At 61.1% G+C, this 12,749-nt stretch carries 11 protein-coding genes; 6 read left to right on the forward strand and 5 right to left on the reverse strand.

The genetic code is table 11. The features are described from left to right. Positions 1–195: 195 nt before the first annotated feature. Together OCX61_RS15720 and OCX61_RS15725 are read left to right on the forward strand one after the other, a co-directional pair. Positions 196–1,533: a DUF1254 domain-containing protein gene (locus OCX61_RS15720; RefSeq protein WP_261940329.1), complete on the forward strand. Its 1,338-nt coding sequence runs from the start codon at positions 196–198 to the stop codon at positions 1,531–1,533. Positions 1,534–1,575: 42 nt separating this feature from the next. Next, entirely contained in the window at positions 1,576–3,063 is a 1,488-nt protein-coding gene (locus OCX61_RS15725; RefSeq protein ID WP_261940330.1) for a DUF1254 domain-containing protein, read from the forward strand. Between the two features lie 334 nt (positions 3,064–3,397). Here OCX61_RS15725 and OCX61_RS15730 read toward each other — a convergent pair whose 3' ends face one another. Then, positions 3,398–3,769, reverse strand: a complete 372-nt coding sequence (locus OCX61_RS15730; RefSeq protein ID WP_261940331.1) for a MerR family transcriptional regulator — start codon at positions 3,767–3,769, stop codon at positions 3,398–3,400. 72 nt (positions 3,770–3,841) lie between these two features. On the opposite strand from OCX61_RS15730, the gene OCX61_RS15735 reads away from it, so the two are divergent. The 3 genes from OCX61_RS15735 to chrA all read left to right on the forward strand — a co-directional run bounded on the left by OCX61_RS15735 (position 3,842) and on the right by chrA (position 7,332). Then, the gene (locus OCX61_RS15735) at positions 3,842–4,906 is read left to right on the forward strand and encodes an SDR family oxidoreductase (protein ID WP_261940332.1); all 1,065 of its coding nucleotides are present in this window, start codon (positions 3,842–3,844) and stop codon (positions 4,904–4,906) included. Positions 4,907–5,027: 121 nt separating this feature from the next. Then, positions 5,028–5,969: a chromate resistance protein ChrB domain-containing protein gene (locus tag OCX61_RS15740; RefSeq protein WP_261940333.1), complete on the forward strand. Its 942-nt coding sequence runs from the start codon at positions 5,028–5,030 to the stop codon at positions 5,967–5,969. Next, complete coding sequence (gene chrA / locus OCX61_RS15745) at positions 5,962–7,332, forward strand: chromate efflux transporter (protein WP_261940334.1); 1,371 nt, start codon at positions 5,962–5,964, stop codon at positions 7,330–7,332. Before OCX61_RS15740 ends, chrA begins: the two co-directional genes overlap by 8 nt. 66 nt (positions 7,333–7,398) lie before the next feature. On the opposite strand, the gene hutH is transcribed toward chrA, so the two are convergent. The 4 genes from hutH to OCX61_RS15765 all read right to left on the reverse strand — a co-directional run bounded on the left by hutH (position 7,399) and on the right by OCX61_RS15765 (position 11,660). Then, on the reverse strand, positions 7,399–8,922 hold the full coding sequence (gene hutH / locus OCX61_RS15750) for a histidine ammonia-lyase (protein WP_261940335.1): 1,524 nt from the start codon (positions 8,920–8,922) through the stop codon (positions 7,399–7,401). Positions 8,923–8,934: 12 nt separating this feature from the next. Continuing rightward, positions 8,935–9,768, reverse strand: a complete 834-nt coding sequence (locus OCX61_RS15755; RefSeq protein ID WP_261940336.1) for a quaternary amine ABC transporter ATP-binding protein — start codon at positions 9,766–9,768, stop codon at positions 8,935–8,937. Then, on the reverse strand, positions 9,765–10,616 hold the full coding sequence (locus OCX61_RS15760; protein ID WP_085677042.1) for an ABC transporter permease: 852 nt from the start codon (positions 10,614–10,616) through the stop codon (positions 9,765–9,767). Before OCX61_RS15760 ends, OCX61_RS15755 begins: the two co-directional genes overlap by 4 nt. 75 nt (positions 10,617–10,691) lie before the next feature. Next, positions 10,692–11,660 carry an ABC transporter substrate-binding protein gene (locus OCX61_RS15765; protein WP_261940337.1) on the reverse strand — a complete coding sequence of 323 codons (969 nt, stop codon included), beginning with the start codon at positions 11,658–11,660 and terminating at the stop codon, positions 10,692–10,694. Between the two features lie 174 nt (positions 11,661–11,834). Here OCX61_RS15765 and OCX61_RS15770 point away from each other — a divergent pair, with 174 nt between their 5' ends. Continuing rightward, on the forward strand, positions 11,835–12,749 hold the full coding sequence (locus tag OCX61_RS15770) for a LysR family transcriptional regulator (RefSeq protein ID WP_261940338.1): 915 nt from the start codon (positions 11,835–11,837) through the stop codon (positions 12,747–12,749).

The following is a 12,749-nucleotide window of genomic DNA, read 5'->3' on the forward strand; positions in this document are numbered from 1 at the left end:
CCCATGCCGTTCGCCGTAGTTCGCTGGCGCGTTCCCTTTGCTTCCTTACATGCAAGGACGTCAACCATGCGAACGACACAAACAGGCTTTTGCACAGCCTTCCTCGTCTTGTCACTCAGCGCACCCCTGGCTCAAGCCGCCGAACAACCCCAGCCAGCCGCCCCTCAGCTCACGCAACCCAGCACCGACGCACTCATGCATCCGGCCTATGTGAAAACCGTTGCGCGCATGGCCTACCTCTGGGGCTGGCCGATGGTCAACATGATCAACCGCTACGAGCGCATCACCCAGGCCCCTCACCCGGGGCTGCTGGGCGGCATCCTGCCGGCGGCGCCGCGCGGCCAGCTGGGCATGCTGCACGATTACATCACCCCGGCCGAAACCTTTGTCACCTGCCCCAACCAGGATGTGGTGTACGGCCTTGGCTTCTTCTCCCTGGACGACGAGCCCGTGATTGCCCAGGTGCCAGACTTCGGCGAGCGCTTCTGGGTGTACGCCATGTACGACCAACGTACCGATCAGTTCGGTGAACTGGGCAAGCCCTATGCCAGCAAGCCTGGTTTCTACCTGCTGGTCGGCCCGAACTGGCAAGGCGAAAAGCCCGCCGGCGTGGAAGCGATCATCCGCAGCCCCACGGCGCTGGCCAACACCATACCGCGCGTGTTCATGGACGACACCGATGCCGACCGCGCAGCCGTCCAGCAACAGCTCAACCAGATCGTCTTCTACCCGCTCAAGGATTTTGACGGCAAGATGAAGACGATCGACTGGAAGAAAGCCCCCGACATCCCGGTGCCCCATGCAGACAGCGCCAGCCAGGGCGAAACCAAGTGGGTCATCCCGGAAAAATTCTTCGATCAGCTCCCGCAGGTGCTCGACACCGTCGCGCCGATGCCGGGGGAAGAAGCCCTGTATGCCCAGTTCCGCCAACTCATGGCCATTGCCGCAAAAGACCCGGCCATCAAGAAACTGCTGGTCGAAGAAGCCAAGCTGGCCGACAAGGAGCTGATCGCGCCCTTCTTCCAGTGGAAACATAACGGCCGCCCAGCGGGCAATGGCTGGAACCGCTCGACCAACAACGCCCAATGGGGTGTGGACTATTTCAACCGCGCCGGCACCGCCAAGTCGAACATGTTCGACAACCGCCCCAACGAAACCCAGTACTTCTACACCGACTTCGATGGCAACGGTGCTCAACTCAATGGCGCCCACAGCTACGAGGTCACCTTCGCCAAAGGCGAAGAACCGCCCGTGCAGGGCTTCTGGTCGCTGACGCTGTACAACCAGCACCACCTGTTCAGCGCCAATGCGCTTGATCGTTACTCACTGGACACCAAGAACAAAGACCTCAAGCGCAATGCCGATGGCTCGCTGACGCTCTACATTGGCCCGGCATTCCCCGGCAAGGACAAAGAGAGCAACTGGCTGCCATCACCCAAAGAATCCATCTCGCTGTATATCCGCGCCTACTGGGGCAAGGCGCCGATCCTGGACGCCAGCTGGAAGCCGCCGGTAATCAAGAAGATCAAGTAAATGTCGCGTTGCGACGCCAACCCTTGTTCAGGAGGCTGTGCGATGAGTTCCATGCAACGGTTATTCACCCTGTCCACCCTGGCCGCTGCGCTGGCCATTCTGCCGATGGCACAAGCGCAGGATCAGGCACCGGCCTCGCCGCTGATCAAGCAGATCAACAACGGCAACTGGCTTGAGCCCAAAGAGGCCGAAAGCCTGCGTGATGAGCTGTATTACCAGCGCGCAATCCATGCCTACATGACCATGCTGCCGGCACTCAATACCATTGGCATGAAGGACGGTTCGGAGAAAGCCTTCGGTGCCGGCTACAACGTGTTGCCGATCTGGAAGCAACGCATGGACGCTCGGACCATGGTGCCGACGCCCAACGCCGACGTGATCTACTCCATGAGCTATCTGGACCTGAAGCAGACCGGCCCGCTGGTGGTGAAGGCGCCTGCCAACGTCATCGGCATGTTCACCGACTTCTTCCAGCGCACCCTGACCGATGTCGGCGCCGTCGGCCCCGACCGCGCACGCGGCGGGCTCTATTTGCTGCTGCCTCCGGATTACCAAGGGCCGGTGCCGCGCGGTTACTTCGCGGTCAAGTCGCGCACGTACAACGTTTTCCTGTTCTTCCGTACCGTCATGGCCAAAGGCGACGGCAAACCTGACCCGGCTCCAGCGGTGGCAAATGCCGAAACCACCCGCGTCTACCCGCTGTTCACGGTCGAGAAAGACGTCAAGCCGATGCAGTTCCCCGACGCCAGCGGCAAGGCGCTGAACATGATGTACCCGGTTGACAACACTTACTGGACCAAGCTCAAGGCCTTCGTCGACTACGAGCCTGTCGAAGCCATCGACCCCGAGCTGCGCGGTGTGCTGGCCTCGATCGGCATCATCAAGGGCGAACCCTTCAAGCCCACGGCGCGGCAGGACGAGCTGCTGAAGAAGGCCGTCGAAACCGCGCCCAAGATGATCCTGGCCAACCGCCAACTGGGCCGTGAAGACAAGCGCAACCTTTATTACACGGATCGCCAGTACGAAAACACCTGGGCGGGCGGCACCAACGACTGGATGCAGGACAGTTACCTGGACGTCAACCAGCGCGCCAACTTCTTCCAGTTTGCCTACTCTTCGGCACCGGCCATGGTGATGCACACCACCGGGGCGGGTTCGAAGTACCCCTTCACCGGGCGCGACAAGGACGGGAAGTTCCTCGAAGGCAGCAGCACCTACAAACTGCGCCTGCCGCCGAACCCTCCCGCTGCGTTGTTCTGGGCAGTGACCGCGTACAACATCACCGACGGCACCATGCCCGAGACCAAGCAGCTGTTGCCCTCCACCAATGGCTACTATGACATTCCCAAGCAGGCGGACGGCTCTCTGGAGATCTGGTTTGGCCCGGAAAAACCAGCAGATGTGGCGGACGCCGCCTTCATCCAGACCCTCCCAGGGCGCAATTTTCTCGTGGCCCTGCGCTTGTACGGGACTGAAGACGCCTTCTATGACCAGACCTGGAAGCCGGACGATGTCGTGAAAGTCAGGTAGGCAGCCAGGTGTTGATACCGGGCGCAATCAGCCCTGCCCGCTGCGTTTCAAACGCGCCGAAGCCGTTTCCCGCGGCCGGCGCGCGCCCCAGGTGGAAGATCACCCAGCCTAAGGGCTGCGCTGTCGCGGAGCGAACAATGGGCATGTGGGAGCGGGCTTGTCCCGCGAATGGGGCTACGCGGTGCATGGCACCGGCTTTGCCGGTGTTCGCGGGGCAAGCCCGCTCCCACAAGGATCGCGCCACATTCTAGAAATTGAGCAAGACAGTTGCTGCCACAGAACCCCCGATAATGCTCGGGGCGCTCGGGCGGCCTCACCGTCCATGGGCAGGACGTCAAGCAAGCGTCAGCCCGAGGGCAATGGCGCTGGCTTCAAGCTTCGCACGCTCCCCCTCCAGAAACACATAGGTAGCCTGCAGCGCGGAAATCTTCGTCTGGATTTCGGCCATCTTGTTGGCGACCAGGGCTGCGCCTTGCGCGCAATTGATCGTATTTCCCCGCCTGGCCGTAAGGATGTCGCCGATTTCAGCGAGTGAGAAACCTACGCCCTGGGCACTTTGAATGAACGCCAGATCGGCAACGGTCTGCTCACTGTAGCTGCGGTAGTTGTTAGCCTGGCGCTGGGCGGTGATAAGCCCGAGCTGCTCGTAATAACGCAGGGCGTGGCGGCCAACCCCACTGCGACGTTCCAACGCTCCAATATTCACACGCAAAACCCTTGACTGTAGAGCACGCTCTACACCTTAGCCTGCGCCGATCATCCATACAAGGAATCAGGCATGAGCGTGGAATGCTTCGTTACAGGCGGCAGTGGATTCGTCGGGCAACATCTGTTGGCACACCTCACAACGGCAGGTCACAAGACCTGGGTGCTGATGCGCAGCCCCGAAAACATCGAGCGCCTCAGGGAACAGGTAGGCCAGCTGGGCGGCAACCCTGCCTTGGTCCACGCCGTTGAAGGCGATATCAGCAGGGACGGACTTGGGCTCAGCGACGCAGGCAGGCAGTGCGTGTCTACGGTCTCCGTGGTTTTTCACCTTGCGGCGCAATTCTCCTGGGGGCTGACAATGGAGCGCGCACGCGCCGTGAATGTACAAGGGGCGCTGAACGTGGCCAGGCTTGCCGCGAACCAGCGCATCCGCTTGCTGATGGTGGGCGGCTTCATGCTGCAAAACCTGGGTCACCTGGCCAGCATCGGGGTGGATTACGATTGCCCTGAAAACACCAAATGGCCTGCGGTCTACGGCCGTGTCGGTGGCTATGAAGGCAGCAAGCTCGAGGCTCATTTTGCCGTCATCCGCTACATGCAGCAGGTGGGTGCGGATTACACCATCGTTCATCCTGCCACGGTATGTGGGCACAGCCAGAGCGGGCACATCCTGAAGGGACAGCCGCTGGCCGAACTCATCCGCAATCTGGCCCAAGGCCGGTTCAAGGCAGTCCCCGGTTCGGCCAGGCACTGGTTGCCATTGGTCAGCGTCGATTACCTGGTGAGGATGATCACCTGTGTCGCGTTCGACCCCACCATGGCAAACCGTCAGGTCCTTGCGCTTTATGAAGACACGCCGAATTTGCAGGGGATGCTTGAGCAGATGGCAAGAACGCTGCAGGTCAAGGCGCCCCGCCGCCATGTGTCGATTGCGCTGCTGCGATGGTTCCTGATGATTCCCGGCCTGGCGAGCCGACTGGCGATCAGCGCCGAGTCACTGGACTTCATCCAGACGCAACGCTTCGACATGACCGATAGCAAGCAGCTGGAACGCAAATATCAGTTCAGCCACCCCGACATGGTGCGTACGCTGGAAATGACGGTGCGCTACGCCAACGGCCACTTGGGCAACTGAGAAATGCCAATCAGGCACCCGTGCATCACGCAGCTCTCTGTGCAGCAGGTTCACTGCCTGTTGCTTTTTGCCGCATTCACTCTAATGTAGAGATAGGTACATTTTATGTAATAGGTACTACATGATTAGCTGGTCACTGCTGATTCTCGGGCTGCCGACAGCCAACGCTACCGAGCGCATGCGCGCTTGGCGGGCCCTGAAAGCCTCGGGTGCTGCCGTGCTGCGCGATGGTGTGTACCTGTTGCCGGAACAAAATGCCGGACGCGAAACGTTCGAAGCCGTGGAGCGAGATGTGCTGGCTGTCAACGGCACGGCGTATCTGCTGTCGGTGCCTGAGCATGAAGAGCGTTTCAGCGGGCTGTTCGACAGGCGCGATGAGTACGCCAGGCTGCTGGAAGACATCGCAGGCTGCCGGGCCAAGCTATCCGCAGACAATGCGCTGCAGACAGCAAGGCAGGTGCGCAAGCTCAGAAAGGCTTACAGCCAGTTGGCAGCGATCGATTTCTTTCCTGGAATGCTCAAAACCCAAGCCGACGCGGCGCTGCAGGAGGTCGAATCCGCTATTGGCCGGGCACTGTCTTGCGATGAACCAAGCGCACACGACAAGGTGATCAAACGGTTGCAGCGCAGCGACTATCAGGGTCGCCGCTGGGCAACGCGAAAGCGCCCTTGGGTGGATCGGTTGGCATGTGCCTGGCTGATTCGCCGCTTCATCGATAACGACGCGCAGTTCATTTGGCTGGACAGTCCCGACGACTGCCCGAGCGATGCGCTCGGTTTCGATTTTGATGGCGCGCAGTTCAGCCATGTCGGCCACAAGGTGTCGTTTGAAACCCTCATCGAAAGCTTTGCCGTTGAGCAGCCAGGCCTGTCTCGATTGGCTGCTGTCGTTCATTACCTGGATGTCGGTGGAAACCTGCCCTGCGAGGCGCCTGGCATCGAGCGCATCCTGGCAGGCATGAGAGAAAGCATGGGCGATGACGATCAACTGACCACGGTCGCCGGCAGCGTCTTCGATGGCCTGCTGGCGGCATTCGCGAGCGAGGAAAATGCAAATGGTTGAGACCGCCTGCCCCGTTGGCGAACAGCCTCCAACTCAGGCAGTTCCGCGGCCGATTGGCTTGTTCGAAGCTTTTCTGTTCTGGCTCAAGCTTGGCTTCATCAGCTTTGGCGGCCCCGCCGGGCAAATAGCGATCATGCACCAAGAACTGGTTGAACGGCGGCACTGGATCAGTGAGAAGCGGTTCCTGCACGCGCTGAACTACTGCATGTTGCTGCCAGGCCCCGAAGCACAACAACTGGCCACCTACATCGGTTGGCTCATGCATCGCGCCTGGGGTGGAGTGATTGCCGGGGTGCTGTTCGTACTGCCCTCACTGTTCATCCTGATTGGCTTGTCCTGGGTGTACATTGCCTTCGGCGAGGTGCCGGTGATCGCGGGAATTTTCTACGGTATCAAGCCAGCGGTCACGGCGATAGTCATTCATGCAGCCCATCGTATTGGCTCACGCGCACTCAAGAACGGCTGGCTGTGGGCCATGGCCGCAGCCTCGTTCGTGGCAATTTTCGCCCTCAAGGCGCCATTTCCGCTGATCGTGCTGGTTGCCGGAATTGTCGGCTACATGGGCGGGCGCTTCGCGCCCGGCAAATTCATGATGGGTGGCGGCCATGGGGCCCCCAGGAACAGCTACGGTCCGGCCCTGATCGACGACGATACGCCAACGCCTGAGCATGCGCGATTTCGGCTGGGGCGTTTGCTGCGACTGGTACTGGTTGGCGCAGTACTCTGGACCTTGCCGATGGGCCTGCTGATGCTGACGTTTGGTTGGGACGGCACCCTGACACAGATGGGCTGGTTCTTCACCAAGGCCGCACTGATGACCTTCGGCGGTGCCTACGCTGTGCTGCCGTATGTTTATCAAGGCGCTGTCGGGCATTACGGCTGGCTGACGCCTACCCAGATGATCGATGGCCTTGCCTTGGGAGAAACCACGCCAGGGCCGCTGATCATGGTGGTTGCCTTCGTCGGCTTCATCGGAGGCTACGTGCAACCGATGTTCGGTGCGCAACACCCCTTCCTTGCCGGCGCAGTCGCGGCGAGCCTGGTCACCTGGTTCACCTTTCTGCCGTCGTTCCTGTTCATCCTTGCCGGTGGTCCGCTGGTGGAGTCGACCCACAACGAGATGAAATTCACCGCACCGCTGACAGGGGTCACCGCCGCAGTCGTGGGCGTGATCCTGAACCTGGCCTTGTTCTTTGGCTACCACGTGCTTTGGCCGAAGGGTTTCAGCGGGGCGTTCGAGTGGCCTTGCGCACTGATCGCGGTGGCTGCAGCGATTGCCTTGTTCCGCTTCAAACGGGGCGTGATCCAGGTGCTATTTGCCTGCGCATTGGCCGGCCTGGCCGTTCATATGTTGCGTGGTTGAAGCCAACTACCGGCCGACAGCATCGGCCGGTGTTTCATCACCCCATTGCCGGTTGGCGGGCAGGTGTCACAGCAAATCGGGGAATGCGGCGCCAAGCAGGCCAGGGTCCTTCAGGATCGATGCACTGCTGACGATGTCCGGGGCCAGCCAGCGGTCCTGGGCATAGGCCGGAACCCGTTCGCGCAACAACCGCCAGGCAATCTGGGTGCCTGCACCAAAGCGCTGCTCCTTGAGGAACTCGAAGGCCTGGGCCGCCAACAGGTATTCGATGGCGAGGATCTGCGTACAGTTCTCCAGCGCGCGGTGCAGCTTCAACCCGGCATTGGTGCCCATGCTCAGATGGTCCTCCTGCAGGCCGGAGGTGACGTAGTTGTCGATAACGGCCGGCTGTGCCAGCTGACGGTTTTCTGCACACAGCGAAGCGGCCACATACTGGACAATCATCATGCCCGAGTTGACTCCCGGCTGGCTGACCAGGAAGGCCGGCAAGCCGCTGACCAACGGGTTGATCAGGCGATCGAGCCGACGCTCGGCAATCGCCCCGATTTCGGCCACCGCAATCGCCAGCAAGTCGGCCGCCATGGCCACGGACTGGCCGTGCGGGTTGGCCTGGGACACCACCCGATAGGACTCGGGTGTACCCAGCAACATCGGGTTGTCGGTGGTGGAGTTGAGTTCGGTTTCGATCTGCCGCGCAGCGTGTGCCAGCTGGTCCCGCGCCGCGCCATGAACCTGCGGGATCGAGCGAATGCTCAAGGCGTCCTGGGTGCGAATGCCGTGGCTGCTGGCAATGATTTCGCTGCCGTCGAGCAGGCGCCGCAGGTTACTGCCCACACGCTGCATGCCGGGGTGCGGTTTCATCGCGATGATTTCAGGGTCGAAGGCGTCGAGCTGGCCACGCAGGGCCTCGAAGCTCATGGCGCCTATGACGTCCGCCCATTGGCTCAAGCGCGTGGCGTCGTCCAGCGACAGGCAGCTCAGGCCGGTCATGCAAGGGGTACCGTTGACCAGGCACAGACCATCCTTGGCCCCCAGCCTGAGCGGTGCCAGGCCAACCTCGTCCAAGGCTTGCTGCGCCGGGACGATCCGGCCGCGGTAGCTGACCTCGCCGACGCCCAAAAGGCTGATGCTGATATGCGCCATGTGGGTCAGGTACCCCACCGAACCCTGCTGCGGGACCTGCGGGGTGATGTGCTGGTTGAGCAGGGTCAGCAGCGCCTCGACCACCTTGCGCTGAAGGCCGGAGCGGCCCTGGCAGAAATTGATGATCGCCGCGCACATGATCGCCCGGGTCTGTTCATCGGACAGCGCTGCGCCTACGCCGCAGGCATGGCTGAGCAACGTGTTGTGCGACAGCTGGCTGAGTTGTTCGTCCTGCAACGAGACATTGCACAAGGCGCCAAGCCCGGTGTTGACGCCATAGGCGCGCTCACCGCTGGAAACGATGCGCTGGACAATCGCCTGGGCATTCTCGATGCGCGCCCAGGCCGATGGGGCCAGCTCAAGCTTCGCCCCATGCCGCGCCACGGCCACCACGTCCTGCCAGCGAACAGGCGCGTCGGCGATGATGATTCTTTCGGCAAACGACATACACGCGGTTCCTTAAAGCGAAGCTACGCGGCGCTGCACGAAACGATCTACGTATTCGTCCGCAGGCTGGTAGAGGATTTCTTTCGGCGTGCCGACCTGGATCAGGCGACCGTCCTTGAGAATGGCAATTCGGTTGCCGATACGCACGGCTTCGTCCAGGTCGTGCGTGATGAAGACGATAGTCTTGTGCAGGGTCTTCTGCAGTTCCAGCAACTGGTCCTGCATTTCGGCGCGAATCAGCGGGTCGAGGGCACTGAAGGCTTCGTCCATCAGGATGATGTCGGTGTCGGCAGCCAGAGCGCGGGCCAGGCCCACGCGCTGTCGCATACCACCCGACAACTGGTGCGGGTAGGATCTTTCGTAGCCCTTCAGGCCCACGGTATTGATCCAGTGCTGGGCTCGCTCGGCACACGTGGCCTTGCTCTCGCCACGGACTTTCAGGCCATAGGCAACGTTGTCCAGCACGGTGCGGTGCGGCAACAGGCCGAAGCTCTGGAACACCATGCTGATCTTGTGCCGGCGAAATTCGCGCAGGGCCTGCATGTCGTATTGCAGGATGTCTTCGCCATCGACCAGGATCTCGCCGCTGGTCGGGTCGATCAGGCGGTTGAAGTGACGCACCAGGGTCGACTTGCCCGAGCCCGACAGCCCCATGATCACGAAGATCTCACCGCTGCCGATGGACAACGACAGATCGTTGACCCCGACCACGCAGCCGGTTTCTGCCAGGACCTGATCCTTGGCTTTGTTCTGGCGGATCAGTTGCAGGGCATCTTCGGCGCGCGCACCGAAGATCTTGAACACATGCTTGACTTCGATCTTGTTCATCATCTGCTTCGCGCTCATTTGCCCACCCCATGCCGTGACCGGCCATAGGCCTGGGTAATGCGGTCGATCACAACCGCCAGAATCACAATGGCCAGGCCCGCTTCGAGGCCGCGGCCCACGTTCAGGGTCTGAATGCCGACCAGCACGTCTTCACCCAGACCCCGGGCGCCGATCATCGACGCGATGACCACCATCGACAGGGCCATCATGGTGGTCTGGTTGATGCCGGCCATGATGCTCGGCAACGCCAGTGGCAGTTGCACGCCGAACAGTTGCTGCAGGCGATTGGCACCGAAGGCATTGATTGCCTCCATGACCTCGCCATCCACCTGGCGAATGCCCAGGTCGGTCAGGCGAATCAGCGGCGGCGCGGCATAGATGACGGTGGCAAAGATCGCCGGCACCTTGCCCAGGCCGAACAGCATCAGTACCGGAATCAGGTACACGAAGCTGGGCATGGTCTGCATGATGTCGAGCAGCGGCATCAACACCGCCCGCAGGCGATCGTTGCGCGCCGACAGGATGCCCAGTGGAATGCCGACCAGGACCGATATCAGGGTGGCCACCAGCATCAGCGCCAAGGTCTGCATCAGCTTGTCCCACAGGCCTACCGCGCCGACCAGGAACAGCAGGCCGACGATCACCGCCGTGGTCGCGACCTTACGGGTGGCATGCCAGGCAACCCCCGCGACAATGGCCAGCATCAGCCACCAGGGTGTGGCGCGCAGCAGGCCTTCGAGGTTGACGATGGCCCACAACAGGGTGTCGGAGATGTGCCGGAACACGTCACCGTAGTTGCTTACCAGCGCATCGACCCAACCATTGACCCAGTCGGCAATGGAAAACGTGAAGTTTTTGGGAAACATGGAATTCTCTCGAGCAAGTGCAGGAAGCGGACGGTCGTGTGGCGTGTCCGGCAGGCGCCGGGCGCGCCCGCACGCTCAGAGTGCCGCGTCGACCTTTTTGGCTGCGTCTTCGCTGACCCAGCTGTGCCAGACTTCGGGGTGTTCCTTGAGGAACAACCTGGCCAGGTCCGGTGATTCGATGCGCTCTTTGCTCATGCGCGCCAGGTTCTGGTTCAGCAGATCGATCGGCAGGTTGACCTTTTCCAGTACTGCCACCAGTTCCGGCGCCTGCTCGTGGAAGGCCTTCGACACCCCCACCTTGATGGCCACGGATTTATCTACACCTGGCTGCTCGTCCAGCTTGACCAGGTCGGCCTGGCCCATCAGCGGCGTCGGCGACCAGTAATAGAACAGGATCGGCTCGCCACGCTTGTAGCTCGACAGAACGGCGGCATCCAGTGCCGGGCCGGTACCCGGGCGGAAGTTGGTGTAGGTGTTCTCCAGGCCGTAGCGCTTGAGCATCTCGCTGTTGTCCAGCTCGCAGGTCCAGCCAGCCGGGCAATTGTAGAAACGCCCCTTGTCCGGTTCTTCCGGGTCCTTGAATACCTGGGCGTATTGCCCCAGGTCGGCGATGCGCTTGAGGTTCGGTGCCTTGGCTTCGAGTTTGCGCTTGGCATCGCCTTCGATCACATAACGTGGCACATACCAGCCTTCGACCGCGCCAACCACGGGCGAGCCGACGCCAACGACCTTGCCGGCCGCCGCAGCCTTGTTCCAGACCTCGCTGCGCCCTACCCATTCTTCGGCAAACACCTGGATATCATTGCTGCTCAGGGCGTTTTCCATGGAGATGGAGTTACCCGGCAGGCTATCGGTCTCGCAGCCATAACCATTCTTCAGCACGAACTGCATCACATCAGTGAGCAGCATCCCGCTTTCCCAGTTCAAACCAGCAAATTTCACCGGTTTGCCCGATTCGCACCAACCGGCCGCCTGGCTGACGCCGGCGGTCGCCAGCAGGCCGATTGAAAGTGTCGTGGTCAGCAGAGCCTTTGTAATTGTCATTGTGACGCTCCCAAACAAGAACATTGATTGCAGTATTCGAGGGCATCCGGCCCAAAGAGGGACGCCAGGCTGGCTGGCGCGCCTTGCCTTGGTGAGCACTGCGCAGGAGAAATATTTCACAATGTAAAAAAAGGATAAAATAATAAGTCCTGATGCATCACAACGGAAAAACCTATGAAGTTCACATTGCGCCAACTTCGCTATGCGCTCGCAGCGGCCAAGCACGGCAACCTGACCACGGCGGCCATGGAGCTTCATGTTTCCCAACCCTCCATCTCGGCGGCCATCACCGAACTGGAGGAGGTGCTGGGGCAATCGATTTTCATCCGCCAACGTGGCCTGGGCATCTCGCTGACCCCCTTCGGCCGTACCGTCATGGTCCAGGCCCGGCGCGTGCTGGCAGAGGCGCAGACCTTCGCCGAGATCCATGCCAATGCAGGCGAGTGTGTGGGCGAACTGGTGGTCGGGTGTTTCGAGGACCTTGCGCCCTATTGCCTCCCACAAATCGTGCGACGGCTGCAAGCGTCCTACCCAAAAGTCACTGTCGATATGCGCGATGGCAGCTTCGAGTATGTTGGCAAGCGGCTGAGTGAGGGAGCGATAGAGCTGGCGATCACCTACGATCTGGGTTTGCCGCCGAACACTCAATGCACTCAGCTGTGCCAGCTGACCGCTCAGGTCCTGCTGGCGGCCGACCACCCGTTGGCCAAGGCGTCGCGCGTCAGCCTCAAGGCACTTTCCGAATACACCTTGGTGGTCACCGATCAGGTTCACAGCTGGCAGCATGTGCTGGACCTGTTCAGCTTCTATGACCTTGCACCCGCCGCTGTGCACCGTGTGCGCACATTCGAACTGCAGCGCAGCCTGGTCGCCAATGGGTTTGGCGTGGCGTTGATCTACACCCGGCCATTTGGTGACCGCAGTTATGACGGCCAAGCGCTGGTCTGTCGCCCGACCGAAGAGAAACTGCCCACCCACAGCATCGTGCTGGCGCAAGACCTGCGCTATCCGCTGACGCCGTCGGCCGAGGCGTTCAAGGAACTGGCGGTGGCCTGGTTTGCGGAAAGACCGTCGTTTGCATCCGAGTGA

The organism is Pseudomonas sp. LRP2-20, assembly GCF_024349685.1.
Lineage (GTDB): Bacteria > Pseudomonadota > Gammaproteobacteria > Pseudomonadales > Pseudomonadaceae > Aquipseudomonas.